24 protein-coding genes and 3 tRNA genes are annotated in these 26,871 nt (G+C 62.2%); 16 read left to right on the forward strand and 11 right to left on the reverse strand.

Features of this window, described 5'->3' with window-relative positions:
- Positions 1–24 precede the first annotated feature (24 nt).
- The 4 genes from gatB to EKH55_RS05205 all read left to right on the forward strand — a co-directional run bounded on the left by gatB (position 25) and on the right by EKH55_RS05205 (position 3,175).
- Positions 25–1,527: an Asp-tRNA(Asn)/Glu-tRNA(Gln) amidotransferase subunit GatB gene (gatB, locus tag EKH55_RS05190; protein WP_069460783.1), complete on the forward strand. Its 1,503-nt coding sequence runs from the start codon at positions 25–27 to the stop codon at positions 1,525–1,527.
- A gap of 2 nt (positions 1,528–1,529) precedes the next feature.
- Positions 1,530–2,027 carry a GNAT family N-acetyltransferase gene (locus tag EKH55_RS05195; protein ID WP_069460784.1) on the forward strand — a complete coding sequence of 166 codons (498 nt, stop codon included), beginning with the start codon at positions 1,530–1,532 and terminating at the stop codon, positions 2,025–2,027.
- Between the two features lie 174 nt (positions 2,028–2,201).
- Positions 2,202–2,597, forward strand: a complete 396-nt coding sequence (locus EKH55_RS05200) for an NADH:ubiquinone oxidoreductase subunit NDUFA12 (RefSeq protein ID WP_069460785.1) — start codon at positions 2,202–2,204, stop codon at positions 2,595–2,597.
- A gap of 125 nt (positions 2,598–2,722) precedes the next feature.
- On the forward strand, positions 2,723–3,175 hold the full coding sequence (locus tag EKH55_RS05205) for a DUF2155 domain-containing protein (protein WP_069460786.1): 453 nt from the start codon (positions 2,723–2,725) through the stop codon (positions 3,173–3,175).
- A gap of 45 nt (positions 3,176–3,220) precedes the next feature.
- Here EKH55_RS05205 and aat read toward each other — a convergent pair whose 3' ends face one another.
- The 5 genes from aat to EKH55_RS05230 all read right to left on the reverse strand — a co-directional run bounded on the left by aat (position 3,221) and on the right by EKH55_RS05230 (position 7,055).
- The gene (gene aat, locus EKH55_RS05210; protein WP_192803749.1) at positions 3,221–3,841 is read right to left on the reverse strand and encodes a leucyl/phenylalanyl-tRNA--protein transferase; all 621 of its coding nucleotides are present in this window, start codon (positions 3,839–3,841) and stop codon (positions 3,221–3,223) included.
- Between the two features lie 3 nt (positions 3,842–3,844).
- The gene (gene accC / locus EKH55_RS05215) at positions 3,845–5,188 is read right to left on the reverse strand and encodes an acetyl-CoA carboxylase biotin carboxylase subunit (RefSeq protein ID WP_069460787.1); all 1,344 of its coding nucleotides are present in this window, start codon (positions 5,186–5,188) and stop codon (positions 3,845–3,847) included.
- Positions 5,189–5,200: 12 nt separating this feature from the next.
- Positions 5,201–5,680 carry an acetyl-CoA carboxylase biotin carboxyl carrier protein gene (gene accB, locus EKH55_RS05220; RefSeq protein WP_069460788.1) on the reverse strand — a complete coding sequence of 160 codons (480 nt, stop codon included), beginning with the start codon at positions 5,678–5,680 and terminating at the stop codon, positions 5,201–5,203.
- A 23-nt stretch (positions 5,681–5,703) separates the two neighbouring features.
- Complete coding sequence (gene aroQ / locus EKH55_RS05225) at positions 5,704–6,150, reverse strand: type II 3-dehydroquinate dehydratase (protein WP_069460789.1); 447 nt, start codon at positions 6,148–6,150, stop codon at positions 5,704–5,706.
- A 137-nt stretch (positions 6,151–6,287) separates the two neighbouring features.
- On the reverse strand, positions 6,288–7,055 hold the full coding sequence (locus tag EKH55_RS05230) for a DsbA family protein (protein WP_083265439.1): 768 nt from the start codon (positions 7,053–7,055) through the stop codon (positions 6,288–6,290).
- A 221-nt stretch (positions 7,056–7,276) separates the two neighbouring features.
- On the opposite strand from EKH55_RS05230, the gene EKH55_RS05235 reads away from it, so the two are divergent.
- On the forward strand, positions 7,277–8,434 hold the full coding sequence (locus tag EKH55_RS05235; protein ID WP_083265432.1) for a pyridoxal phosphate-dependent aminotransferase: 1,158 nt from the start codon (positions 7,277–7,279) through the stop codon (positions 8,432–8,434).
- A gap of 41 nt (positions 8,435–8,475) precedes the next feature.
- Here the strand turns inward: EKH55_RS05235 and EKH55_RS05240 are convergent, their stop codons facing one another.
- A complete protein-coding gene (locus tag EKH55_RS05240) occupies positions 8,476–9,384 on the reverse strand; it encodes a C45 family autoproteolytic acyltransferase/hydrolase (protein WP_151611120.1) in 909 nt (302 codons plus the stop codon).
- A 186-nt stretch (positions 9,385–9,570) separates the two neighbouring features.
- A complete protein-coding gene (locus EKH55_RS05245; RefSeq protein WP_151611121.1) occupies positions 9,571–12,351 on the reverse strand; it encodes an Rne/Rng family ribonuclease in 2,781 nt (926 codons plus the stop codon).
- Between the two features lie 812 nt (positions 12,352–13,163).
- Between EKH55_RS05245 and EKH55_RS05255 the strand changes: the two genes are divergently transcribed.
- The 3 genes from EKH55_RS05255 (at position 13,164) to prfB (ending at position 18,476) form a co-directional block, all read left to right on the forward strand.
- Complete coding sequence (locus tag EKH55_RS05255; protein ID WP_427915843.1) at positions 13,164–14,348, forward strand: N-acetylmuramoyl-L-alanine amidase; 1,185 nt, start codon at positions 13,164–13,166, stop codon at positions 14,346–14,348.
- A gap of 442 nt (positions 14,349–14,790) precedes the next feature.
- Positions 14,791–17,247 (forward strand): penicillin-binding protein 1A, encoded by a 2,457-nt coding sequence (locus EKH55_RS05260; RefSeq protein WP_069460795.1) that lies wholly within the window; start codon positions 14,791–14,793, stop codon positions 17,245–17,247.
- Between the two features lie 97 nt (positions 17,248–17,344).
- Positions 17,345–18,476 (forward strand): peptide chain release factor 2 gene (prfB, locus tag EKH55_RS05265; RefSeq protein ID WP_106407942.1). Its coding sequence is split into 2 segments (ribosomal slippage): positions 17,345–17,413 and positions 17,415–18,476, totalling 1,131 coding nucleotides; the frame shifts between segments, so codons are not numbered across the junction.
- Between the two features lie 56 nt (positions 18,477–18,532).
- On the opposite strand, the gene EKH55_RS05270 is transcribed toward prfB, so the two are convergent.
- Both EKH55_RS05270 and EKH55_RS05275 read right to left on the reverse strand, forming a co-directional pair.
- Positions 18,533–19,024, reverse strand: a complete 492-nt coding sequence (locus tag EKH55_RS05270; protein WP_151611948.1) for a hypothetical protein — start codon at positions 19,022–19,024, stop codon at positions 18,533–18,535.
- A gap of 78 nt (positions 19,025–19,102) precedes the next feature.
- Positions 19,103–19,873: an NAD kinase gene (locus EKH55_RS05275; RefSeq protein ID WP_069460797.1), complete on the reverse strand. Its 771-nt coding sequence runs from the start codon at positions 19,871–19,873 to the stop codon at positions 19,103–19,105.
- Between the two features lie 156 nt (positions 19,874–20,029).
- Here EKH55_RS05275 and EKH55_RS05280 point away from each other — a divergent pair.
- From EKH55_RS05280 to EKH55_RS05290, 3 genes are all read left to right on the forward strand, one after another.
- Positions 20,030–20,105 (forward strand) — tRNA-Thr (locus EKH55_RS05280).
- Positions 20,106–20,362: 257 nt separating this feature from the next.
- Positions 20,363–21,268, forward strand: a complete 906-nt coding sequence (locus EKH55_RS05285; RefSeq protein ID WP_151611123.1) for a LysR family transcriptional regulator — start codon at positions 20,363–20,365, stop codon at positions 21,266–21,268.
- 127 nt (positions 21,269–21,395) lie between these two features.
- Positions 21,396–21,689 (forward strand): YciI family protein, encoded by a 294-nt coding sequence (locus EKH55_RS05290; RefSeq protein WP_069460799.1) that lies wholly within the window; start codon positions 21,396–21,398, stop codon positions 21,687–21,689.
- A gap of 16 nt (positions 21,690–21,705) precedes the next feature.
- Here the strand turns inward: EKH55_RS05290 and EKH55_RS05295 are convergent, their stop codons facing one another.
- On the reverse strand, positions 21,706–22,647 hold the full coding sequence (locus tag EKH55_RS05295) for a LysR family transcriptional regulator (RefSeq protein ID WP_069460800.1): 942 nt from the start codon (positions 22,645–22,647) through the stop codon (positions 21,706–21,708).
- A gap of 204 nt (positions 22,648–22,851) precedes the next feature.
- Here EKH55_RS05295 and EKH55_RS05300 point away from each other — a divergent pair, with 204 nt between their 5' ends.
- Both EKH55_RS05300 and EKH55_RS05305 read left to right on the forward strand, forming a co-directional pair.
- The gene (locus EKH55_RS05300; RefSeq protein WP_151611124.1) at positions 22,852–23,472 is read left to right on the forward strand and encodes an FMN-dependent NADH-azoreductase; all 621 of its coding nucleotides are present in this window, start codon (positions 22,852–22,854) and stop codon (positions 23,470–23,472) included.
- A gap of 119 nt (positions 23,473–23,591) precedes the next feature.
- On the forward strand, positions 23,592–23,867 hold the full coding sequence (locus EKH55_RS05305) for a hypothetical protein (RefSeq protein ID WP_069460863.1): 276 nt from the start codon (positions 23,592–23,594) through the stop codon (positions 23,865–23,867).
- 15 nt (positions 23,868–23,882) lie between these two features.
- Here the strand turns inward: EKH55_RS05305 and EKH55_RS05310 are convergent, their stop codons facing one another.
- Complete coding sequence (locus EKH55_RS05310; protein WP_151611125.1) at positions 23,883–24,758, reverse strand: TrmH family RNA methyltransferase; 876 nt, start codon at positions 24,756–24,758, stop codon at positions 23,883–23,885.
- 216 nt (positions 24,759–24,974) lie between these two features.
- Between EKH55_RS05310 and EKH55_RS05315 the strand changes: the two genes are divergently transcribed.
- The 3 genes from EKH55_RS05315 to tuf all read left to right on the forward strand — a co-directional run bounded on the left by EKH55_RS05315 (position 24,975) and on the right by tuf (position 26,596).
- A tRNA-Tyr gene (locus EKH55_RS05315) sits at positions 24,975–25,059 on the forward strand.
- A gap of 23 nt (positions 25,060–25,082) precedes the next feature.
- Positions 25,083–25,156, forward strand: a tRNA-Gly gene (locus EKH55_RS05320).
- 264 nt (positions 25,157–25,420) lie between these two features.
- Positions 25,421–26,596 carry an elongation factor Tu gene (gene tuf, locus EKH55_RS05325; protein ID WP_069456381.1) on the forward strand — a complete coding sequence of 392 codons (1,176 nt, stop codon included), beginning with the start codon at positions 25,421–25,423 and terminating at the stop codon, positions 26,594–26,596.
- Positions 26,597–26,871: the final 275 nt, after the last annotated feature.

Here is a 26,871-nt window from a genome sequence, read left to right on the forward strand (position 1 = left end):
TCAGGCTTCAGAGAAGAGCATGAGATGAGCATCGTCGACGTCCGCACTCCCGATCCGAAACGCTTCATTCCCGGCGCCACCGGCGACTGGGAGGTGATCATCGGCATGGAGGTCCATGCCCAGGTGCTGAGCAATTCGAAGCTGTTCTCGGCGGCCTCGACCGAGTTCGGCAATGCGCCGAACGCCAATGTCTCGCTTGTCGACGCCGCCATGCCCGGCATGCTGCCGGTCATCAACGAGGAATGCGTAAGGCAGGCGGTACGCACCGGCCTCGGCCTCAAGGCCAAGATCAATCACCGTTCGATCTTCGACCGGAAGAACTATTTTTATCCCGACCTGCCTCAGGGCTACCAGATATCGCAATACAAGGATCCGATCGTCGGCGAGGGCAAGATCATCATCTCCGTCGGGCCGGATCGCCAGGGTCAGTTCGAGGACGTGGAAATCGGCATCGAGCGCCTGCACCTGGAGCAGGATGCCGGCAAGTCCATGCATGACCAGCACCCCTCGATGTCCTATGTGGACCTCAATCGTTCCGGCGTGGCCCTGATGGAGATCGTCTCGAAGCCCGATCTGCGCTCGTCGGACGAGGCCAAGGCCTATCTGACCAAGCTGCGGTCGATCCTGCGCTATCTCGGTACCTGCGACGGCAACATGGACGAGGGTTCGATGCGCGCCGACGTCAACGTGTCCGTGCGTCGTCCGGGCGAGCCCTTTGGTACGCGCTGCGAAATCAAGAACGTCAATTCGATTCGCTTCGTCGGCCAGGCGATCGAATACGAGGCGCGCCGCCAGATCGCGATTCTCGAGGATGGCGGCGTCATCGATCAGGAGACCCGGCTCTTCGACCCGAACAGGGGCGAGACGCGCTCCATGCGCTCGAAGGAAGATGCGCACGACTATCGCTACTTCCCCGACCCGGACCTGCTGCCGCTGGAATTCGACGATGATTTCGTCGAGGCGCTGAAGGCCGATCTTCCGGAACTCCCGGATGACAAGAAGGAGCGCTTCGTCCGCGATCTTGGGCTCTCGGTCTATGACGCCTCGGTGCTCGTTTCGGAAAAGGCGATCGCCGATTATTTCGAGGCCGTGGCCGAGGACAGGGACGGCAAGATGGCGGCAAACTGGGTTATCAACGACCTTTTGGGTGCCTTGAACAAAGCCGGCAAAACCATTGAAGAGACTCCGGTTTCCCCCGCCCAGCTCGGCGGCGTCATCGACCTCATCAAGGACGGAACGATTTCGGGCAAGATCGCCAAGGACCTCTTCGAGATCCTATGGAACGAAGGCGGCGACCCGGCGGAACTCGTCGAGAGCCGCGGGATGAAGCAGGTCACCGACACCGGCGCCATCGAGAAGGCGGTTGACGAGATCATTGCGGCCAATCCCGACCAGGTGGAGAAGGCCAAGGCAAAGCCGTCGCTTGCCGGCTGGTTCGTCGGCCAGGTTATGAAGGCGACCGGCGGCAAGGCCAATCCGCAGGCGGTGCAGGCGCTCGTCAAGTCCAAGCTCGGCATCGAGGAGTGACGGTGTTCTTTGTCCGCACGGCAAGCGAGCGCGACCTCGATCAGGTCCGAGCCCTGCTTGTCGAGACCTGGCACGCCACCTACGACAGCTTCTATGGCGGCGATAAGGTCGACGAGCTGACCGCCAAATGGCATTCGATCGACGCCTTGAAGGCGCGCTTGCAACGCAAGAACGCGGAATTCGTCGTCGCGGACAATGGCCGCGAGATCGCGGGCATGGGATTTGCGGCCATGTCGGATACGCTCGGGAAAACCGTCATCCTCCACCAGCTCTACGTGCTGCCGAAGTACCAGCGGCAGGGCGTCGGCCGCGATATGTTCGCCGAGCTGGAAACCTGCTTCCCCGATGCCGAGCGCATGCGGGTTGAAGTGGAGCCGCAGAACCTGCATGCACTGGCCTTCTATCGGGCGCATGGGTTTTCCGAGGTTGCAAGCACGGCCAATTGCGGGGACGAGCACTCCGGCATTCCCGCGCTGATCCTGGAGAAGCAGTTGGCCTGACCCGACGGTGCGGCGGGGGCTCGGCTTCGAGCGCATCCATTTCGGCGCCAGGATGCAGGTGAAATGACCTTGCGCCCGCTGGAATCACTGGACAAGGCGGGAGCAGCACGGCATAAGCGGGAGCGAGATTTTGATGTCCGGTCGTCTCCCATCGGCCGGTAAGGGACGATATCCATGAAGCTCCTGCTGCAGATTTTCACCTGGTGGAATGGACAGACGATCGGTACGCGCTTCCACACCTGGCGCCACGGACAGCGCGTCGGGGAAGACGAGTTCGGCAATGTCTACTACCAGGGCGGCAAGGATTCCGAGGGCCGGACGCGCCGTTGGGTGATCTACAATGGTCCTGCCGAAGCCTCTGCGATCCCGCCCGGTTGGCATGGCTGGATGCATCATCGCACCGATATTTCGCCTGCCGATGAAAACTATGTCCAGCGCGAATGGCAGAAGCCGCATCGTCCGAATCTAACCGGTACGCCCCAGGCCTATCGGCCGAAGGGCTCGCTCGCACGTGCCGGCGAGCGGCCGCGGGTCACCGGCGACTACGACGCCTGGACGCCGCGCTCTTAAACGGGCAGTGCGGGGTCAACGCGCCCGCACCACTTCCAACTCACGAGAACTGAACACGGCGCAGCCACAATTCGGGTCTAGCGCTTGGTCCGAGGACAACAGCGAGCACGCGGGGATTGGCGGGAATGGCAGCGTTCTGTCTGCGCAGTTTTATCGGTCGGATCGCGAAGCCTGCCGGTCTTGGCTTCCTTCTTGGTCTGCCGCTGATTGCCGTAACCGGGCCGGCGGGGGCCACGCGCCTCACCAATGCCGTGGCCGTCTTTTCCGGTATCGACAAGATCACCGGCCGCATCACCACCTTCGACGTCTATATCGGCGAAACGGTGCAGTTCGGCGCGCTGCAGGTGACGCCGCGCGTGTGCTACAGCCGCGACGAAACCGAGGCGCCGAAGACGACCACCTTCGTCGAAGTCGATGAAATCACCCTCGACCGCAAAATTCGTCGTATCTTTACCGGCTGGATGTTCGCCGACAGCCCCGGTCTCAACGCCGTCGAACATGCCGTCTACGATGTTTGGTTGCAATCCTGCCAGGAGACCTCCGAGGTGCCGCCACCGGACGCTGCGGCGCAACGCTGATTTCTTTTAAGAGTGGCGGCTCCCGCTTGAAGGCCGTTTTTTGCCTCAAAATTCGAGATTCGGCGAGGCGATTGCCCTGGCGAGCAGCAGGTCGTATTCGGCCTTCGGCACATCGATGGCGCCGAAGGATTTCAGGTGCTCAGTTGTAAATTGCGTGTCGAGAAGCTCAAACCCCCTGGCGCGGAGCCGTTCGACCAGGTGGACGAGGCAGATCTTGGAGGCGTCCTTGCGTAGGGAGAACATGCTCTCGCCGAAGAAGGCGGCGCCGAGGGAAACGCCGTAAAGCCCGCCGACAAGCAAATCACCCTGCCAGGCTTCCACGCTATGGGCGTAGCCCATGCGGTGGAGCGCCGCGTAGAGGGCGCGGATCCTGGTGTTGATCCACGTCGTCGGTCGGCCCGGCGCGGGCCGCGCGCACCCCGCAACGACCGCTTCAAAGGCCGTGTCATAGCGAATCTCGAAAGGGCGTTTGCGGAGGGTCTTTGCGAGGCTACGGGAAACGTGAAAGCTGTCCAGCGGTATGACGCCGCGGATTTCCGGCTCGACCCAGAAAAGCTCCGGATCGTCCGCCGAATCGGCCATGGGAAAGAGGCCGATGGAGTAGGCGCGCAACAACATGTCCGGGGTTATTTCCGGTTCTCTGCTGCGCGACCCCTTCAATGTCATGTCCTACGCCGATGTAGCGGCCAGATGATGCTCGAGCCAGTGGATATCATAGTCGCCGTTAGCGATATCCTGATTGTTGATCAGATCCTGGAACAACGGCAAGGTCGTTTTGATGCCATCGATGACAAATTCGTCGAGCACTCGGCGCAGCCTCATCATGCATTCGACGCGTGTCCGCCCGTGCACGATCAGCTTGCCGATCAGGCTGTCATAGTAGGGCGGGATGCGATAGCCTTGATAGGCGCCGCTATCGACGCGCACACCGAGACCGCCAGGTGCGTGGAAGTGCGTGATCGTACCCGGGGAGGGGACGAAGGTTCGCGGATCCTCGGCATTGATACGGCATTCGATGGCGTGCCCGGAGAAGACGATATCCTCCTGCTTCACTGAGAGACCGGCGCCCGATGCTACGCGGATTTGCTCGTGCACTAGGTCGATGCCGGTGATCGCCTCGGTGATCGGGTGCTCCACCTGCAGGCGCGTGTTCATTTCGATGAAGTAGAACTCGCCGTTCTCGTAGAGAAACTCAATCGTGCCGGCGCCGCGATACTTCATCTTCTTCATTGCATCGGCGCACACCTGACCGATCTGCATGCGCTGCTCGACGTTGAGGGCAGGCGAATTTGCCTCTTCCCAGACCTTCTGGTGGCGGCGTTGCAGCGAGCAATCGCGCTCACCGAGATGGATGGCATTGCCTGCCCCATCCCCCACGACCTGGACCTCGATGTGACGCGGCTTTGTGAGGAACTTCTCCATGTAGACCGCATCATTGCCGAAGGCGGCGGCGGCCTCGGAGCGTGCCGTCGCCACCGCGTTCTCAAGTTCCTCCTCGGTCCTGGCGACCTTCATGCCGCGGCCGCCGCCGCCCGCCGTCGCCTTGATCAGGACCGGGAAGCCGATCTTGCGGGCGACCTTGAGCGCGTTCTCGGGTTTCACCTCTCCATGGGAGCCTGGGACCACGGGAATGCCCAGTTCTTCCGCCGTCTTCTTGGCGGTGATCTTGTCGCCCATTAGCCGAATGTGCTCGGCCGTCGGTCCGATGAAGGTGATGCCATGCGCATCGAGGATATCGGCGAACTTGGCGTTTTCCGAGAGGAAGCCGTAGCCCGGATGCACGGCATCGGCGCCGGTGATCTCGCAGGCGGCCACGATCTGATGGATGTTCAGGTAGCTGTCGCGCGACGGTGGCGGTCCGATGCAGACGCTCTCGTCGGCGAGCCGCACATGCATGGCGTCGCTGTCTGCGGTCGAATGGACCGCGACGGTGGCGATGCCGAGTTCCTTGCAGGCGCGCAGCACCCGGAGAGCGATTTCGCCGCGATTGGCAATGAGGATTTTCGAAATCATCCAATCCGCGCCTTATTCGATCACGATGAGGGGTTCGCCATACTCGACCGGGGCGGCGTCCTGCACAAGAATTTCGGTCACCTTGCCGGCGCGCGGAGCCGGAATCTGGTTCATCGTCTTCATCGCTTCGATGATCAGGATCGTCTGGCCTTCCTTGACCGTTGCACCGACCTCGATAAAGGGACGAGCGCCCGGTGCCGGGGAGAGATAGGCGGTGCCGACCATCGGCGCCGTCACGGCGTTCTTGGCGTTGTGACCGCCGCCTTCCGCGGCTGCCGGAGCGGCCGGGGCTGCAGGTGCCGCCGCAGCTACCGGCGGCATGTGATAGGTGGGCATCGGCGGCATGGACATCGCGACGGGCGTACCGTTGCGCGAGACGCGGATGCGCAGGTCGTCCTGTTCCACTTCGATCTCGGTCAGGTCGGTATCCTTGAGGATATTGGCGAGATCGCGGATCAGCGCCTGGTCGATACCGGGTTTCTTGTCAGCCATGGGATATGAGCCTCGTGTTCTTCTTATTTCGACGTGTCTGTCAGGTTCTTTAGCGCATGCAGCGCAAGAATGTAACTCTGCGCGCCGAAGCCGCAGACCACGCCTTTTACGGCCGGTGCAATCATCGACCTGTGGCGGAATTCCTCGCGTGCATGGATGTTGGAAAGGTGCAGCTCCACCACCGGAACGCCAATTGCGCGGATGGCGTCGTGCATGGCGATCGAGGTGTGACCGTAGGCGCCGGGATTGACGGCGACGCCCGCGGCCGTTTCGCCGGCCTCATGCAACCAGTCGACCAGGACGCCTTCGTGGTTCGACTGGCGAAAGTCGATCTCAAAACCGAGGGCTTGACCCTCCGCCTTGCACATCGCCTCGATGTCGGCCAGCGTCTGGCCACCGTAAATGCCCGGCTCGCGCCTGCCGAGGGCATTCAGATTGGGGCCGTTCAGCACGAAAATAGTCGAGGACATAAGGAATTCCGGTCGGATGATGGAGTTTTACCTATAGACCGACGGTTCCGCGAGGGAAAGCCCCTTGGGACACGCGCGGATTTGTCCACAAGTCGCGGCGCTTCTCGAGGGGCGGCCCGGTGATCGGAGGGAACTCGTCAGCAGGCGGTCTTGCCGCACTGGCGCATATTGGCCACCTTCTTCGTCAATTCGCCGGAACCGACTGCGCCGAAGACCGCTTCGTTGCCGATCACGTAAGAGGGCGTTCCGGTGATGCCGAGATCGTTGGCGAGCGTGTAGGCCTCGCGCACGCCGGCGTCATGCGGATCGTCTTCCATCTTCTCGCGCAACTGCGCTTCCGTCACACCGAGGCTGGCGGCGACCGCGATCGCCGTTTCCTCCGTCGCGCGTTCCTCTCCCCCTAAGAGCCCACGGTGGAAGTCGCCGTATTTTTCCGGAGCGATGGCGCGGAACGCGGCGCTCACCTTATGGGCGGCGAGGGAGTCGGGTCCAAGGATCGGGAACTCCTTAAGCACGAAACGAATGTTTTTGTCCTTGGCTAGGATCTGGTCCATGTCCGAGAGGGCGCGCTTGCAGTAGCCGCAATTGTAGTCGAAGAATTCGACGATCGTGACGTCACCCTCGGGATTGCCGAGTGTGAAGTCGTAGGCGGAATTGAAGATGGCCGACTGATTGTCGGCGATCGCCGCCGTCGCTGCCGCCTGCTGCTGGGCGCGCTGCTTGGTGGTGAGCGCCTCCTGGACTTCCAGCATGATTTCCGGATTGGCGAGCAGGTACTCCTTGATGAAGGCGCCGAGCTCTTCCTTTTGTTTCGCATCGAGAGCGGCTGCAGATTGGGGCAGGGCGATGCCGGCTGCAAGCGCGATCAGCGTTCCGCCGACAATCATCTTCTTCTTGAGTATCATCATTCCCTCATTGTCTTCCGTGCCCTATTGTCGTCGATTCCATCAATGCCTGTCGAAAAGCAACGAGAAATCCCGCCCTTCTGCGGGCTTTGCGAGCATACGGGGTGCCGCGGCGAAACGAAACGGCAAAATCGGCCGAATTGCGGCACTCGCACACTTGTGAAGCTGAAATCTATCAGGCAAAGGGGCGAGGATCAGCGAAACCTCACGAGGATCTGTCATTGGTACAGATGTCGAAACGCAGCGCGGTCGAGCCGTTCCACGCCATGGATGTTCTGGCGGAGGCCACGCGCCGCCGTGATGCCGGCCACCCGGTAATCTCGATGGCGGTCGGCCAGCCGGCATATCCGGCCCCGAAGGCCGCGCTCGAGGCGGCGCGGCGCGCGTTGGAACATGGCCGGCTCGGCTACACGGATGCGCTAGGCACGCTGTCCTTGAAGCAGGCGATTGCCGCTCACTATCAGAGCCGCCACGGGATCGCCGTGGACCCGCAGCGCATCGCCGTCACGACGGGCTCGTCGGCGGGGTTCAATCTTGCCTTCCTGGCGCTCTTCGATCCAGGCGATTGCGTCGCGGTCGCCCGTCCCGGATATCCCGCCTACCGCAATATCCTGGCGACCCTCGGCCTGACCGTCGTCGAGATCGACGCGAATGCCCAGACCGGCTTCACGCTCACGCCGGAAAGCCTGGAGCGGGCGGCGGAAAAGGCGGGCAGGCCGCTCAAAGGTGTGCTCCTAGCAAGCCCGGCCAACCCGACGGGTACGGTGACCGGTAGGGCGCGGCTGAAGGCGCTGGCGGACTATTGCGGCACGCAATCGATCGCCTTCATTTCCGACGAGATCTATCATGGGCTGACTTTCGCCGGTGAGGAAGCGACCGCGCTCGAGGTTGCCGACGACGCGGTCGTGATCAATTCCTTCTCGAAATATTATTGCATGACCGGCTGGCGCATCGGCTGGATGGTGCTGCCCGAGACCCAGGTGCGCGCCTTCGAGCGCATCGCCCAGAGCCTCTACATCTCGCCGCCGGAACTCTCTCAGATCGCGGCCGAGGCGGCGCTCGGTGCGCAGGAGGAACTGGACGGTTACAAGCGCGCCTATGCCGCCAACCGCGATCTCCTGCTGAAGCGCTTGCCCGAGATCGGCCTCTCCATCGCCTCGCCGATGGACGGTGCCTTCTACGCCTATGTGGATGTCAGCCGGTTCACCAATGACAGCATGGCCTTTGCCCGGCGCATGCTGAGCGAAATCAACGTCGCCGCAACGCCCGGCTTCGATTTCGACCCCGTAGAGGGGCATCGCACCATGCGCTTCTCCTACGCAGGCTCGACGCCGGAGATGGCCGAAGCGATGGACCGCCTCGCGCGTTGGCTGGCGTAGTCGCGGCCCCGCTGCGACCAGCCTAAAGGGGCACCATGCTGTCATGCAGTCGCGACGTAACGCTCGCCCTCGGAAAAATCGGCTAGGCTCTGACGCCAAGTGGATTGGCCGGGCCAGCGATATTCGACGGAGCCCTCCGCCGGTGATATGACGGCTGTATAGAGCGTGCCCAACCCGCCGCGGTAATCGGTTCTATATAGCGGGGCCGAGTGGAAGGCGCCGATAAAACGATCGAGGTCCGGAGATTTCGCGCGAAGAGCCGACAGGCACTCGGCGCGCTCGGCCGTTTCCGACCACCTGTTGCGCTCCGGCCATTCGAGAGCCAGTTGGTGGTTCGTCGCAATTGGGCTTCGACGCGTTACCGCTTCCCGATCCGGAGCCGGATAGACGACGGCGTAGTCACCGGTTTTGTCGAGGATTACGACATTCTGTACTGCCTGGACCGGAATCCGGCTCAAGGTCTCGCTAGCTTCGGTCGTGGTCGAGCGGCACTCCAGCACATAGCGCAACAGGAGAGGCACCTGGAATCCCTCCGGAGAGTACGCGATCCGCCCCCCGAATGTGAGGGCAACTGCCAGGCCGGCACTATTTACGCCGTCGAGGGCGCCGAGCCACGCTTCTGACGTCACGATGACGTCGTGGTGCTCCGTCCATCGGCTGCGAAGAACGGTTCCTTCGAAAAAGTCGGGTGTGAAATCGTAATTACGAACAAGAACGGGAATCCCACCTAGCGCGACGGCCACGCTGCAGCCCGAGATGACCGGCGGCGTCCGGTACAGCGACAAAGCACGGTGAGCGATTTCGTCCGAGCCGATGAGGCTGCATGCCCGATCGAAAACGGGCACGAGTTCGGGCATATGGGCCGCCAGTTTTCCCCGCGCCTCGTCTATCGTGGGACGACGCTCCAGCCCCTCGCTCAAGTACCAGTCCCTGTACCGGGGCCACGACACGGCAAAGCGCTCACGCCACTTGTCCCCCCATGGCCGATTCCGAAACTGCAAAGACCTTCACCATGCGCCTTCAAAGTACCTGTCGGAGAAGCCTCATGCGGGAATAGAAACAGCCGCCCGCAACAGAATTGCGGACGGCTGACAGGATATCGAGGTGAAAACCCCGAATACAAGCTGTTGATGCGCTCAGAAGAAGCCGCGGCGTTGCCACCAGCCGCCCTTTTTCGGCTTGTTCGTCTCTTCCTCGCCGGCTTCGGGCTTGTTCGAAGTGACGACCGGTTCGGAGGCGATTGTCGCGAGATCGCGGTTGGCCCGTGCCGGCTTGGCACCTTCGAGATCAGCCGCCGCTTCCTCGATGGCCTCGGCCTGAGGGACGGTCAGATCTTCCGGTTGCGATTCGACCGACTTCTCGGCGGCGGCATCGACGTCTTCCTCCGCTGTGGCATCGGATGCCTTTGCGGGTTTCTTGCGGCTGCGCTTCGGTTTGGCGGGTTTTTCTTCCGCCGGCGCCGCCACGTCGGCAACGGCCACAGGGGCGGCTCCCTCGATGGCCGCGCGCGCGGCTGTTTCCGCCTCTTCGTCGGCTTCCGGCTCCTCTACGCTCCCCGCATCCCCATTCGTCTCCGCCTCGGCGCCGGCAAGCTCGTCCGAATCCAGACGATTGCGGCGGCCACCGCGCTTGCCGCGGCGCCGGCGCTTGCGCTTCTGATCGCCGTCGGCGGTCGCCTCTCCGGCCTCCAGCGTCTCGACGTCGTCTTCGTCTTCGTCGTCGGCTTCATCCGATGCCTCAAGCTCTGCCGATTCCCCGGCAGCCGCTTCGCCGGCCTGTGCCGCGCCCTTGCCGCGGCGACGGCGGCGGCGTTTGCGTTTGCGTCCACCCTGATCGTCGGAGGCTTGCGCCTTCGGCTGTCCTGCCTGCTCGGAGGTTTCCGCGGCCTCCTCCTCGTCGAGGTCTTCTTCGACGATGATGTCCTCTTCTTCTTCTTCTTCCGGTTCCGGTTCGAAGTGCAGGAGTTGTTCGATCTTGACCGGGTTTTCGACCGGCTCCCCGCGATCGATCGCGAAATGCTGCGCGCCGACATGGGCGTCGGCCTCGACGACGATCGAAACGCCGAAGCGCTGTTCGTAATCGGTGATCGTGCCACGCTTGTAGTTGAGCAGGTAAAGCGCGATTTCCGGAACCGTCCGAACGCAGATGTCGTGGGTGGTGTTCTTCAGTAGGTATTCTTCGATGCCGCGCAGAACGTGCAGCGCGACGGAAGACTGCGAGCGGATATGGCCCGTGCCGTTACAGTGCGGGCAGGTCTGCATCGTGCTTTCGAGCACTGAAGCGCGAATGCGCTGGCGCGACATTTCCAGAAGGCCGAAATGCGAGATGCGTCCGACCTGGATGCGCGCGCGGTCGTGCTTGAGGCAGTCCTTGAGCTTCTTCTCGACGGCGCGGTTGTTCCGCTTCTCCTCCATGTCGATGAAGTCGATGACGATTAGACCGGCGAGGTCGCGCAGCCGCAACTGCCGCGCCACTTCCTCAGCCGCCTCGAGATTCGTCTGCAGAGCGGTGTCTTCGATCGAGTGCTCGCGCGTCGAACGGCCGGAGTTGACGTCGATCGAGACCAGCGCTTCGGTCTGGTTCATGATGATGTAGCCGCCCGACTTCAGCGTTACCTGCGGCTGCAGAATCCGGTCGAGCTGCGCCTCGATGCCGGAGCGCGAGAAGATCGGATGCACGTCGCGATAGGGCTGGACGACTTTCGCATGACTTGGCATCAGCATCTTCATGAAGCTCTTGGCTTCGCGGTAGCCTTCCTCGCCGGCAACGATGATCTCGTTGATATCCTTGTTGTAGAGGTCGCGGATCGACCGCTTGATCAGGCTGCCTTCCTCATAGACCAGGCATGGCGCCGTCGAGTTCAGCGTCAGCGTGCGGACGTTTTCCCAGAGCCGCATCAGATATTCGAAGTCGCGCTTGACCTCGACCTTGGTGCGGTTGGCACCGGCCGTGCGCAGGATCACGCCCATCCCCTGCGGCACGTCGAGGCCACGGGCGATTTCCTTCAGCCGCTTGCGGTCCTGCAGATTGGTGATCTTGCGGGAAATGCCGCCGCCGCGCGCCGTGTTCGGCATCAGAACCGAATAGCGGCCGGCGAGCGAAAGATAGGTCGTCAGCGCCGCGCCCTTGTTGCCGCGCTCTTCCTTGGCGACCTGGACGAGGAGGATCTGGCGGCGCTTGATGACTTCCTGAATGCGATATTGCTTGCGCGGCTTGCGGGTCTGACGGTCCGGAACCTCTTCCATCGCGTCTTCCGCGCCAACCGATTCAATGACCTCGTTCTCGCCGTCGTGGTTGTCGTCGTCGTCGTCGTCGCTACGGCGGCGCGTGTCCACCTCTTCGGAAATCGAGTCCGTGTCGACCATCGCGGCCATTTCGCCGGCGCTGCCTTCCTCGTCGACTTCCGGGGGGGCCTCTGCTGCTTCTGCCCCTTCCGCCGTCTCGCTCGCCTTGGTCTTCGTCCGCCGCGTACGCTTTGGTTTTGCCTTGGGCTTTGCCGCGGGAACTTCGGCTTCCGGCGCCTCGGCGACGCCTTTCTCCGCCGGCGCCGCTGCACCCTCCGCCTCGGCCGGTGCTGCCGCCTCTTCCGGCACGATGTCGACCGGTTCGCTCTCCTCCTCGCGGCGGGCCTCTTCGGCCTCCGCCTTCAGGAGCGCCTGACGATCGGCGAGCGGAATCTGGTAGTAGTCGGGATGGATTTCGGCGAAAGCCAGAAAGCCGTGGCGATTGCCGCCGTAGTCGACGAAAGCGGCCTGCAGCGAAGGCTCGACCCTCGTCACCTTTGCCAGGTAGATATTGCCGCGGATCTGTTTCTTATGTTCCGATTCGAAATCGAATTCTTCTATGCGGTTCCCGCGTACGACGACGACGCGCGTCTCCTCCGCGTGAGACGCATCGATAAGCATTTTCTCTGCCATCTAAGCTGTGCTCCTCGGCGCAGGTGGACGGCAGACAGAGTGGTTTCACTGGGAAAACTGTCGAACACGCCGGGAACTGCGCCGGATGTAAAGGGTCCTGTTTGGCGCAGGCGACGGTGCAACAGCCAGACGGCAGCCGGGACGGTCACGTCCCAGGACCACTTTACGTCTGACCGATACTGCTTATTCACATCAAAAGACCAAACAAGAATGCCAATGTCCTAGGCCCGAACAGGGCCCGATGAATGTGCCCGCTGGCGGGCATTCGGTGAAAATCACCATCAAGAACTCCGGCCACCGCCGGAAATTTGCGATCCAGTGTACGAAGGAGGAAATGCAGAGACGGCGGATGAATGCCTGCGGCCGCGAAAGCACGATACGGTTGCAACCGGTTGTCCGGCTCGATCGCTTCTTGGCGCCAAGCTCGGGAAAGCTCCGGCTGCCCGGCCGACGATTCTATCCCGTCAACACTTTCTCCTTGTGACGCTTTTATGGATTCTATGTCACATTGGCAAGGGAAAAGCCTGTGCCGCCACAATATTGATTGATTCGCTTGCCCCGGTGAAGCGGCGCCGCCGGCGGGCGACGAAAGCCTCGCCGATGCGCCGCCCGCGGCTCTTGCTGTCAAGCTTTGGTTAACCATGGAAAGGCATTGGAGAATGTTGCTTGCGTGACGTCACGAGGGTGCCGGAGCAATGGCGCCTTGACTTTTGAAGGGACGACGGGGGAATTTTGAGGTGAGGGCTACGGCAAATGTGGTGCGTTCGTTGTGGGCGAAGGGAACATTGCGGCGCGCGGCGCGCTCGCTTGCGATCCTGTTCGCGCTGGTGACCGCGCAGCCATCGTCAGGCGTGGCGGCCGACGGGGAGGCCCCGCCGCTTCTTGCATTCAGCGCGAGAATCGCTGGCGACGACGCGCGCACGCGTCTGGTCATAGCATTCGACCGAAAGCCGGATTTTTCCATTCACTACGTCGCAGACCCGGTTCGCGTCGTCGTCGATCTGCCGGAAACCTCCTTTGGACTGAAACCGGAGAGCCTCGATCCAAGAGGCCTGTTCAACGCGATACGTTATGGCGGAATGGGGGCAGGGGCTTCCCGTCTCGTCCTCTCCGCCAACGGGCCGACCGAGATCACCGAGGCGAAGGTGCTGCCGGAGGAGGACGGCAGCGGCTATCGGCTCGTGCTCGATGCGGAACGGATCGATCGGGCGCGTTTCGAAAAGCTGCTGAGCGAGCAGCAGTGGAAGGGGAGCGCGCGCGCGGTCAAGGCCGACCGACCGTCGGCGCCGCCGCCGAAGGCCGGCACCTTCGTGATCGCAGTGGACGCGGGTCATGGCGGAATCGATACGGGCGCCATCGGCGGCACGAGCAAGATCGAGGAAAAGCGCGTAACGCTCGATTTTGCCCGCGTTCTCGCCGAGACTCTGAACCGCGAGGCCGGCGTCGAGGCTTTCCTGACGCGGGACCGGGACGAGTTCCTCTCCCTGTCCCAGCGGGTGCAGATCGCGCGGCAGGGAAACGCCCATCTGTTCATTTCCCTTCACGCCGATACGCTGAGGCAGAAGGATATTCGCGGCGCAACCGTTTACACCATTTCCGACAGGGCGTCCGACCATCTGGCGGCAGAGCTCGCGCAGCGAGAAAACCTGTCCGACGAGATTGCGGGCATTTCGATCGAAAGCGAACCGCCCGAGGTCGCCGACATCCTCATCGACCTGACGCGCCGCGAAACCCAAGCCTTCTCGGTCAGCCTCGCGCGGAGCGTCGTAACGTCCTTCGAAGGACAGATCAAACTGATCAACAATCCGCATCGCCACGCCGGGTTCCGGGTCCTGCAGGCACCCGACGTTCCCTCGGTCCTGCTCGAACTCGGCTTCCTTTCCAACAAGGAGGACGAGACGCTGCTTCTGGACCCGGAATGGCGCAAAAAGGTGTCCGGCCTCATCGCAGACGCCGTCCGGCGCTATCGGCAAGCGGCGGTTGCAAATGGTGGCTGAATATTGGAGCGCGGCGCGCCTTTTAAGGCGCGAAAAGGACCCTGTAACGTGTTGAACCCGCGCATCGAGCTTTCCGAGGATCGAGTCCGATTTTCGGGCCGACGCGCCAGCGGGAGTGTTCTGCGGCGCGACGGGCCTCCGCTGAGGGGAAGTGATTTGTGTCGCCCTTGTAACAGGGATATGCTTTTCAGCTGGATGCGCACGGGTTAATCGAAAACCAGCCCTATTTTACTCACAATCCGGGCCTTTTGGGGGAGGGGGTCCCGTTTTGTCGGGAAACGGTGTTGATGCGTAGGGCTCCTCGCCATATGAGGGAGCCCACGAGGGCGTAGCTGCAATACGAGACTATTCCTGACGGAAGCAATTGGCAGGTCGATGTGCCTGGCGCAAGCGCGGCTTCCGGTTCGGCGATGGGGCGACAATAGGTACCGGTACCTGACTGATGATCAGACTTATAGGATATTTTTTCGGCGTTGGTGTGTTTCTGCTGCTGGGCGCTGCCGTGGCGGTCGCGATCTATATTGGCGCGGTGACGAAGGATTTGCCCGACTATGAGGTACTGGCGAAATATGCGCCGCCGGTAACGACCCGTTTCCACGCCGGCAACGGCGCACTGATGGCCGAATATGCCCGCGAGCGCCGGCTCTATCTGCCGATCCAGGCCATACCGGATCGCGTCAAGGCTGCCTTCATTTCCGCCGAAGACAAGAATTTCTATCAGCATCCGGGCATCGACGTTACCGGTCTCGCCCGTGCCATCGCCGTCAACATCCAGAACATGGGGTCGGGCCGGCGCCCCGTTGGCGCCTCGACGATCACCCAGCAGGTCGCGAAGAACTTCCTGCTTTCTTCCGACCAGACGATCGACCGCAAGATCAAGGAGGCGATCCTCTCCTTCCGCATCGAGCAGGCCTACAGCAAGGACCGCATCCTCGAGCTCTATCTCAACGAGATCTTTTTCGGGCTGAATGCTTACGGGGTCGCCGGCGCGGCGCTCACTTATTTCGACAAGTCGGTCACCGAACTCACCATTGCCGAGAGCGCCTATCTTGCGGCCCTTCCCAAGGGGCCGGCCAATTATCACCCGTTCCGCAAGACGGAAGCGGCCATTGAGCGCCGCAACTGGGTGATCGACCGCATGGTCGAGAACGGTTACGTAACAAAGACGGATGGCGAGGAGGCGAAACAGCAACCGCTTGGCGTCACGCCGCGCCGCGGTGGCGCCCACCTCTTCGCGTCGGATTACTTTGCCGAGGAGGTGCGCCGGCAGATCATCCAGAAATACGGAGACAATGCGCTCTACGAGGGCGGCCTTTCGGTGCGGACCTCGCTCGATCCGCAAATGCAGGTCGTCGCCCGCAAGGCCTTGCAGCAGGGTCTCGTGAGCTATGACGAGCGCCGCGGCTTCCACGGCCCGATCGATACGATCGAGATCGGCGGCGACTGGGGCGTGCCCTTGAGCAAGATCGCAGCGCTCGGCGACGTCCCGGAATGGAAGCTCGCCGTCGTGCTTTCCGTCGACGGCGAAGGGGCGGTCATCGGTCTCGATCCGGAAAAGCAAGCGTCCGGCAAGATCGTCGCCGAACGCATAACGGGCCATATTGCCGCGAAGAACATGGAATGGGCCTACCGGTCCGCGCGCCGCGACCGCAAGAACGCGAAATCCCCGGAAGGGGTCTTCGGGCCGGGCGACGTCGTCTATGTCGAACCGCTCGAGGGGGAAAAGGCGGAATATCGCCTTCGGCAGCCGCCGAAGGTCCAGGGCGGCCTGGTGGCGATGGATCCGCATACGGGCCGCGTCTTGGCCATGGTCGGCGGCTTCTCCTATGCGCAGTCGGAGTTCAACCGCGCCACGCAGGCGATGCGCCAGCCCGGCTCGTCCTTCAAGCCCTTCGTCTATGCTGCGGCACTCGACAATGGCTACACGCCCGCATCGGTTATCCTCGACGCGCCGATCGAAATCGTCTCCGGCGGACAGGTCTGGCGGCCTGAAAACTACGGCGGCGGTTCTGCCGGCCCCTCGACCCTGCGGCTTGGCATCGAGAAATCGCGCAACCTGATGACGGTGCGCCTTGCCAATGACATGGGGATGAACCTCGTTGCGGAATATGCCGAGCGCTTCGGCATCTATGACAAGATGCAGCCGCTCCTGTCCATGTCGCTCGGTTCCGGCGAGACGACGGTGCTGCGCTTGGTTTCCGCCTATTCCGTCCTTGCCAATGGCGGCAAGCAGATCAAGCCGTCGCTCATCGACCGGATTCAGGATCGCTACGGTAAGACCATCTTCCGCCACGAGGACCGCACCTGCGACAATTGTAATGCCAATGACTGGGCGGAGCAGGACGAGCCGGTGCTGAACGACAACCGGGAGCAGGTGCTCGATCCGATGACTGCCTACCAGATCACCTCGATGATGGAGGGCGTCGTCGCTCGGGGCACGGCCGCAGGCAAAATCAAGCTCGATCGCCCGGTGGCCGGCAAGACCGGCACCACCAACGACGAAAAGGATGCTTGGTTCGTCGGCTATACGCCGGATCTCGTAGCAGGCCTTTATCTGGGCTTCGACGATCCGGCCCCGCTCGGCCGCGGTGCGACGGGCGGCGGCCTCGCGGCGCCGGTCTTCAACGCCTTCATGCAGGAGGCCGTCAAGGGCACCCGTCCCGGCAAGTTCGTCGTGCCGGAAGGCATGAGCCTCATTCCGGTCAACCGCAAGACCGGCATGGCCGCCTTCGAGGGCGAACCCGACACGATCATCGAAGCCTTCAAGCCTGGTACGGGCCCGGCCGAGAGCTTCTCGGTCATCGGCGATCTCGATGAATATGCGCCGCCGGAGGAGATCCTGAGGAACTCTCCGCAGGCCAACCAGGCCGTGACCTCGGGTTCGAACGGCCTCTTCTGATCCTTTCCGTTGCAGCTGCCGCCCATCGCCTTTACATCGGCGGCGGGCATCGCTATCTGACCCTCACCATCCTACAACGACTAAAAGAAACAGGATCATGCGCAGCGAAATCGAGAACATTGTCGACGAGATCAAGCAGGCCATAAGCCTGCTGAGGAGGCATCTTTGACTGGGACCAGGCGATAAGACGACTGGACTGGTTGAACAACAAGGCGGAAGATCCGTCGCTTTGGAACGATGCCGCCGAGGCGCAGAAGCTGATGCGCGAGCGTCAGCAGCTTGATGACAATATCAGCGCCCTCAGCCGGCTCGAGCAGCAGCTCAACGAAAACATCGAACTCATCGAACTCGGGGAAGAGGAAGACGATTCGGCGATCGTTACCGAGGCCGAGGAGGCGCTCCGGCAGCTTCGTGGCGAAGCGGCGAAGAAGCAGGTCGAAGCCATGCTTTCCGGCGAGGCCGACCAGAACGACACCTACCTCGAAGTGCATTCGGGCGCCGGCGGCACAGAAAGCCAGGATTGGGCCAACATGCTGCTTCGCATGTACTCCCGTTGGGCGGAACGCCAGGGGTACAAGGTGGAGCTCTTGGAAATCCAGGACGGTGAAGAGGCTGGCATCAAGTCGGCGACGCTCCTCGTCAAGGGCCACAATGCCTATGGTTGGCTGAAGACCGAGTCGGGCGTGCATCGGCTCGTGCGCATCTCGCCCTATGACAGCAATGCTCGCCGCCACACGTCTTTCTCGTCGATCTGGGTCTATCCGGTCGTCGACGAATCGATTCAGATCGATGTCAACGAAAGCGATTGCCGCATCGATACCTATCGGTCTTCGGGTGCCGGTGGCCAGCACGTCAACACGACTGATTCGGCCGTGCGTATCACGCACATGCCAAGTGGTATCGTCGTGCAATGCCAGCAGGAACGCTCGCAGCACAAGAACCGCGCCAAGGCGTGGGACATGCTGCGCGCTCGGCTTTATGAAGCGGAACTGAAGAAGCGGGAGGAGGCGGCCAATGCCGAGGCCGCCTCAAAGACCGATATCGGCTGGGGGCATCAGATCCGCTCCTATGTTCTGCAGCCCTACCAGTTGGTGAAGGACCTGCGGACCGGCGTCGAAAGCACGAGTCCCGGCGACGTGCTCGACGGCGAGCTCAACGATTTCATGGAAGCTGCGCTTGCGCACCGCGTCAGCGGTGGGGGCGATGCCGTGACGGACGATCTGAGCTGATTTCCACAAGGGAAAACGCGAACGGCCGGACACGAGAGCGTCCGGCCGTCCGCGTTTCAGTTTGTCGCGCGCTCGATCTTGATGTCGCCGAGGTCGTCGATCAGCACGGTCCAGGTTTCCGGTTCCGTGGCCGATGGATCTGTCTTCAGGAAAACCGTCGCGAACATGCCCGGCTGCGGCGTGATTCCGGTCGAAGTTTCCGGACGGATATCGGTGACATAGGGCCTTAGGGCAGTAAATTCCTCCAGCTCCGCAGAAGAAACGATTTCTGGCCCCGCCGGAGTCGAGGCGATTTGCTGCAGATGTATTTCTGCCGTGCCGTCCGTCCGGCGCAGTGCAATAAGTTTGTAGTAGCCCCGCCGTCCCGTCGCGGCACCAGGCTCGGCGGCCTCGCCGTCCTCCGCTGCTTCGGCATCGCTTGCACTTTCCTGCCAAAAGCCGGTGCTGGTGACGAAGATGACGTTCGGGGGGAGGATTGCCTCTTGTTGTGCGAGCACAGCGCCCGCAGCCAGATTGATACAGAATGCCAGTACCAGCGCTTTCTTCATCATCGGCACGTCCTTGGATTCTTCGGCCCATGGAAAGGCCGCGCTTCAGAGCCATCGCCTTCGGTCCCAACTGCGTGTCTAATGGGAGAACTGTTCGGCGAGGATGCGGTCGGACCAGGAGTGATCCGGGTCGGACAGGATGCGAGCGGTCAGTTTCTCCGATTCGGCAATCGTCACCTTGACGACCGACTTGACCTCCTGATGATCCGCAACCGCGTTGACCGGGCGCTTCTCCGCTTCGAGAATCTCGATCTCGACGGTCACGCGGTTGGGGAGCAGGGCCCCGCGCCAGCGCCGCGGCCGGAAAGGGCTGACGGGGGTCAGCGCGAGCAGGGGCGCCTCGAGCGGCAGGATTGGCCCGTGAGCGGAGAGATTGTAGGCCGTCGAGCCGGCGGGCGTCGCAAGCAGGAGCCCGTCGCAGGTCAGTTCGTCGAGCCGCACCTTGCCATCGACGATGACCTTGAGCTTGGCGGCTTGATAGGACTGGCGGAAGAGATAGACCTCGTTGATCGCGAGCGCCGTGAAGGCGTTGCCGTGGACGTCGACCGTGTTCATCTCCAACGGATGGAAGGCGTTCTCGACGGCGGTGGCGATGCGCTCGCGAAGGTTTTCTGTGCTGTAGCGGTTCATCAGAAACCCGACAGAGCCGCGATTCATGCCATAGACGCATTTGCCGGTATTCATCGTCTCGTGCAGCGTATGCAGCATGAAACCGTCCCCGCCGAGCGCGACGATGACGTCGGCCTCATCCGGATCGTGATCTCCGTAGATCTCTTTGAGCTCCTTTGCCGCCTTCTGCGCTTCTTCCGCTGGCGAAGCGATGAAGGCGAGAGTGCTGAGCTGGGCCATGAAATCAGTCCGTTGTCGTTGCGAGGCGTGGCAGCAGTGAAAATCCAGACTTATTTTTCTGGCACGGCCTCACAGCCAGTGCACCCGAAAAATTGAGGGAATCGCCATTTTTGCTTTACACGGAATCAGAATATGGTAACTCCGATCCGAAAACGGGCCCTTATAGCTCAGTTGGTAGAGCGGCTGATTTGTAATCAGTAGGTCGGGAGTTCGAGTCTCTCTGGGGGCACCATTATTTTCAGGTGCTTAGCTTCTCCCTTTCATAGCTGCGTGCCGCCTTGACGCAGCGTGAGGCTTCGCAGCCGCGTTTCACGCCCCCGCCGATCTGGAGCTCGCATCACCCGGCATCCGGGCTGGCGCATCGGTCCGAAAAATCGCGCCCGATCCTCGGAAAACGCGACGCGCAAATTCAAAGAGCTACCCGATCTAAAAGGCGCGCGGCGCTGTAAGCTATGCGCATTCGAATCGATCGGCAGCGGAACAGCGGGCATGGCATGGCAATCCAAAATTCTGAACTGGGATGATCTGAGGATCGTGTTGGCGGTCGCCGAATGCGGCACCATATCCGGTGCCGCAGCCGCTTTGCGCATCAGCCATCCCACTCTGTCTCGGCGGCTGCGGAGCCTGGAGCAGCGGCTCGGTGTGCGGCTATTCGAACGCAGACCCACTGTCTGCAGTCCAACGGAAGCGGGCGAGGAGATGCGGCGGGTGGCCGCTCGCCTGCGGGACGAGATCGCCGCCGTGGAAGGGCGCATTGCCGGCCGTGATCAGGATCCATGCGGTCCCGTCCGCCTGACGGCCCCGGATGCGGTGGCGGAATATCTGTTGCCAGGCATGCTGGCGGGCATCTGCCGGCAGGCGCCGGAACTGACCATCGAACTCCTGGTCTCCAATCAGGTGCTCTCGCTTGCGCGGCGCTCGGCCGACATCGCCTTGCGTGTCACCGATACGCCGGATCCGGCGCTGCGGGGGCGGCGCGTCGGCACCGTCGCGATGGCGGTCTATGGGGCAAAGGCCCGGGCCAGCTCAGAGCCGACCGATGACGGCGGTGATCAACCCTGGGTCGGCTACGACGCCGCCTTGGCCTGCACCAGGCCCGGTGCCTGGGTCGCCGCCAATGTCGCCGAGCGCTGCATCCGTTTCCGGGCCAATACGCTGCTCGGCGCGGCGCGCGCGGTCCACTCCGGCATCGGCTTCGGGCTGCTCCCGTGCTTTGTCGGGGGCAGCATGCAGGAGCTTGTTCGGATCACGCTGCCCATTCCCGCGCTGGAACTCGGGCTCTGGCTGCTTGTGCATCCGGACATGTCGCAGGTTCGGCGGATCCGCACCGCAAGCGACGCGCTCGCACGCAAGCTGAAGGCGGCGGCGCCGCTGCTGACCGGCGAATGCGCGTGACGCCTCGAAAATTCTTTCAACTGCCTGTGCAGAAACATTCAATTGGAAGGTCGGGCGAGCGGGCTAAGATGCCATGCAACATCAGCCAGTCGCGGTCCGAAGCCGCGAGGAAAATCGAGGGCGGACGATGACAGTATTCGCGGTGCTACTCAAATTTTCCGACAACAAGGATGCCGCCGGCCCGCTCCTGGAGGGCCACCGATACTGGATAAGGCGCGGCTTCGAGGAGGGCGTATTCCTGCTGGTCGGCAGCCTGAGACCCGATCTCGGAGGTGCGATCGTCGCGCACAACACGACGCTGCCGGACCTCGAAGACCGGGTAAACGCCGATCCGTTCGTGGCCGAAGGCGTGGTGAAGGCCGAGATACTCGAAATCGCTCCCGCAAAGGCCGACGCAAAGCTCGAATTTCTGCTCGGCTGAACGGCGCCCGCCTTCCTCAAATGTCGAACGACATTGCCGGTTTCGGCTCGATCTCGCGGCAGCGCTCCATGGCCTTGATCAGGTTTTCCGCGAGATAATCGATCAGCGCCCGCGTTGCCGGAAGCATGCCGTGGCGGGACGGGAAGACGAGATGGACAACCACGTCGCCCGAGGCCCATTCCGGTAAGACCGGTGCAAGCACGCCGGAGCGGAAGGCGCTTTCGCAGATATGATCGGGCAACAGTGCGATTCCCACGCCTTCGATCGCAGCGCGTTGGAGGATGACGAAGTCGCTGCAGCCGATCACGGGCCGGTGGGGGATCTCGATTGTCCCGCCATTCGCGTGGAAGAGGCGCCAGACGTCGTTCGCGTGCTGTTCGTTCATCGACAGCGTCGGCATGTCGGAAAGATTGGATGTGGTGATCTCGCCGAGACGGGCAAGAAGCGTCGGGCTGGCGGCGAGTCGCTCCCGACCCTCGCCGAGCTTGCGCACGATTAACTGATTGTCGGTATCGAGCTGGTTGCGTGCGCGAAGCGCCAGGTCGAATCGTTCTTCAATCAGGTCGAGGCGGCGGTTCGTGGCGGTGATCAGCAGCCGCACGCCCGGGTAGCGGCGATGGAAACCGGGAAGTATGTCGGCGAGCATCGGCGTGAACCCGAGCGGGCAGCCCAGCCTCACGACGCCCGATGGCTCGCCGCGCACTGTGGCGATTTCGGCCTCAGCGGCGGCAACACCGTCAAGCAGCCCCTGGGCATGTTCGTAGAAGACGCGGCCGATCTCGGTCACGCGCAGCTTGCGCGTGGAGCGCTCGAGCAGGCGCACACCGAGTTGCTCTTCGAGCCGCGCCACGTGCTTGCTGAGCTTGGATTTCGGAATATTCAGGTCGCGCGCGGCAGCGCTGAAGCCGTTGTTCTTCACCACGGCGGCGAAGAGAGCGATATCGTTGAGGTCCTGCATGTGACGTCCTCGGAAGGGAAGGGTACCGCCAACCGGCAATCGGCAATTCAAGTAGCGAGCTTTACGCGTCTGATTGGACGCGGACGCTGTAGCCCGGATGATTGTTTCCCTGAGGAAACGGAATGTCAATTAATCCGGCTCTTATCGGCCGATTGTTTTCAAATCATATGTTGTGCACCGCAACCCGAAACAAAGGTGCCTGCCATGAACGTACTTCACATCGACTCCGGCATTCTCGGCGACCACTCGGTCTCCCGCCGCCTGACTGCGGCGATCATCGCTCAGATCAAGGCCGATCGCCCGGATGCGAAGGTTACCTATCACGATCTCGTTTCCCAGCCGATCGCTCATCTCACCGGTGCGCAGATCATGGCGCCGGCCGATCTCGACGGCGTCGACGCCGGCCTGGCCGCGGATATCCGGACCGGCCGCCAGATGCTCGAGGAATTTCTCGCTGCCGACACCATCGTCGTCGGTGCGCCCATGTACAACTTTTCGATCCCGAGCCAGCTCAAGGCCTGGATCGATCGCCTGGCCGTGGCCGGCAAGACCTTCCGCTACACCGAGACCGGTCCGGAAGGTCTCGCCAAGGGCAAGAAGGTGATCATCGTTTCGACCCGCGGCGGGCACTATTCCGCCGGTGCCGCCGCCGCCATGGACCACCAGGAAAGCTACCTGCGGACCGTCTTCGCTTTCTTCGGGATCAACGACGTCGAATTCGTTCGGGCCGAGGGGCTGAACCTTGGCGCCGATCAGAAGCAGTCTGCCATTACCGAGGCTGAAAAGACGATTGCCGAGGGAAGCGTCCTGCGGCTTGCAAGCTAATCAACGGGACAAGGTCAACTCGACCGGCCTGTTGCCGGTTGGTTGCGGAAGGGTGCCGGTTGCGAAAGCGACCGGCATTCTTCATTTCCGGCGACGCAGAATTGCGCTATTCTGAAGCCATGAAACGGCTGGGCCTGCTCGAGCTTCTGGCGCTGTCACTGGCGACCACCGCCATGGTCGCCGGGACTGTTTCTGCGTCTCCGCCCGACCGGCGTTGCGCCTGCCGCAACCGGGACGGTGCGCGGTATGAACTCGGCCAGATCGCCTGTATCCGCGTCGGCGGGACTTCCTATCTCGCGCGTTGCGAGATGGACCTCAACGTCATGACCTGGAGAAAATTGCGTGACGGCTGCCCGACAGCCGAGATCGTGCCGATGAGCGCTCCAGCGCACTGATTTGCCGGTTCATGGTTATGGCTTCAGATATTGCCTCGCCGCATACATGGCGATGGCGGCCGCATTCGACACGTTGAGCGATTTGATCGCGCCCGGCATGTCGAGCCGCGCCAGCGCGCTGACGGTCTGGCGCGTCTTCTGGCGCAATCCCTTTCCCTCCGATCCGAGCACGAGCGCTACGCGGTTGCCGGAGAAAGTGTTCTCGAGCGGCTGCGGGCCCTCCGAATCAAGGCCGATCGTCTGGAAGCCGAGCCGGTGCAATTCGTCGATCGTGTCTGCAAGATTGGTGATCTGGATGTAGGGAATGAGTTCCAGCGCGCCGGAGGCGGATTTCGCCAGTACGCCCGATTCGGTCGGACTGTGGCGCATGGTGGTGATCAGCGCACCCGCGTCAAAAGCGACCGCCGAGCGCATGATCGCACCGACATTGTGCGGATCCGTCACCTGGTCGAGGACCAGGATCAACGGACAGTCGCGCAGCGCCTCCAATTTGCGGTGCGAAAGCGGCTGCGTCTCCAGCATTACGCCCTGGTGGATCGCGTCCGGCCCGAGCACGCGATCGAGCTCCTGCGGCGTCACGATCTCGACCGGGAAGGGGAGGATTGAAGGCTCGCCGAGCTCCAGCCGCGCAGCCGCGTTCTGCGTGACGCTGAGCCGGATTATGCGGCGCTCCGGATTGTCGAGCGCCGCGCGGACCGTGTGCAGCCCGTAGAGAAGCAACTGATCTGGGGCGAGCGCCGGCGGCTTCCAATCCGCTGGCAGCTTCCTGCGCTTGTCGGGGCGCGGTGTCGGGATCTCGCCGCGCTCCCGGCGCGCATCGCGATGCGCGCGCCGAAGATTGGCGTAGTGGCTGTCCTTGGCGTCTCTGTCGCCGGTCTTATCCTTGCTCATGTGCATCTTATAGTGAGGTTCTCAAGGCGTTGGAAATGGTTTCGGCAATTTCGGGCCGTGGCTGCCTGTGGAGAAATTCTGAAAAATCGCGTTTTGCTCTGTTGACAGGATGAATGCAGGCGGCCATATACCCGGCGCAGATCGCGGGGCGGCACGAAACGGCGCCTGTTCTTCCACGATCTCAAAAGCTTGGTCGATTGATCCCGACAGGATAATGGAGGGATGCCCGAGTGGTTAAAGGGGACGGACTGTAAATCCGTTGGCTCAGCCTACGTTGGTTCAAATCCAACTCCCTCCACCATTCTGCTTCAGGATCGAAGGCCCGCGGGTATAGCTCAATGGTAGAGCAGCAGCCTTCCAAGCTGAATACGCGGGTTCGATTCCCGCTACCCGCTCCACCCTCTATTCACCTTCCTGAGCCCTTCACTTGCGACTTCAGGGAATCGCTGCATGCGTTTGATCGCGTTGGCTTTCGCGTTTGTGAGGCATCTAGAGGCTGACGCTGTGCGAATCTTCGTGACAAACTTGCGAAGTGGGGCCAGGCTGTACCGTCCCGCGGACGCAATTAAGTCTTGCGCAATGGCCGCGAAACCCTTAAACGGCTCGACAAACCGGCCCCGCCGGCAGATCCATCGTATTTTTTGACCACAGGAAGCGTACCCATGGCAAAGAGCAAATTCGAGCGCAACAAGCCGCACGTCAACATTGGCACGATTGGCCACGTTGACCATGGCAAGACGTCGCTGACTGCAGCGATCACGAAGTATTTCGGCGAGTTCAAGGCGTATGACCAGATCGACGCGGCGCCGGAAGAGAAGGCCCGCGGCATCACGATTTCGACGGCGCACGTCGAATACGAGACGCCGAACCGTCACTATGCGCACGTCGACTGCCCCGGCCACGCCGACTACGTCAAGAACATGATCACCGGTGCGGCGCAGATGGACGGCGCGATCCTGGTCGTCTCGGCCGCCGACGGCCCGATGCCGCAGACGCGCGAACACATCCTGCTCGCCCGCCAGGTTGGCGTTCCGGCGATCGTCGTGTTCCTGAACAAGGTCGACCAGGTCGACGACGCCGAGCTGCTCGAGCTCGTCGAGCTGGAAGTGCGCGAACTGCTGTCGTCCTACGAATTCCCGGGCGACGACATTCCGATCATCAAGGGTTCGGCGCTGGCCGCACTCGAAGATTCCGACAAGAAGATCGGCGAAGACGCGATCCGCGAGCTGATGGAAGCGGTCGACGCCTACATCCCGACGCCGGAGCGTCCGATCGATCAGCCGTTCCTGATGCCGATCGAAGACGTGTTCTCGATCTCGGGCCGTGGCACGGTGGTGACCGGCCGTGTCGAGCGCGGCATCGTCAAGGTCGGTGAGGAAGTCGAGATCGTCGGCATCCGTCCGACGACGAAGACGACCTGCACGGGCGTTGAAATGTTCCGCAAGCTGCTCGACCAGGGCCAGGCCGGCGACAACATCGGTGCGCTGCTGCGCGGTATCGACCGCAACGGCGTCGAGCGCGGCCAGATCCTGTGCAAGCCGGGTTCGGTCATGCCGCACACGAAGTTCAAGGCCGAGGCCTACATCCTGACGAAGGAAGAGGGTGGCCGTCATACGCCGTTCTTCACCAACTACCGTCCGCAGTTCTACTTCCGCACGACGGACGTGACCGGCGTGGTGACGCTGCCGGAAGGGACGGAGATGGTGATGCCGGGCGACAACGTGACGGTCGACGTCGAGCTGATCGTGCCGATCGCGATGGAAGAAAAGCTGCGCTTCGCGATCCGCGAAGGCGGCCGCACCGTCGGCGCCGGCATCGTCGCCTCGATCATCAAGTAATGATCGCAACGACGATGCCGTTAGCTGCCGACGGCAGCAAGAGAGGTGCAAATGGCGCGCAAGCGCGATTTGCACGCGGCGCCGGCATCGTCGCCTCGATCATCAAGTAATGATCGCAACGACGATGCCGTTAGCTGCCGACGGCAGCAAGAGAGGTGCAAATGGCGCGCAAGCGCGATTTGCACGCGGCGCCGGCATCGTCGCCTCGATCATCAAGTAATCCGCCTTACCGGATTTTCGGATCTAGAGACCCTGCGGGCGACCGCGGGGTTTTT

The organism is Sinorhizobium alkalisoli (genome assembly GCF_008932245.1).
GTDB classification, from domain to species: domain Bacteria; phylum Pseudomonadota; class Alphaproteobacteria; order Rhizobiales; family Rhizobiaceae; genus Sinorhizobium; species Sinorhizobium alkalisoli.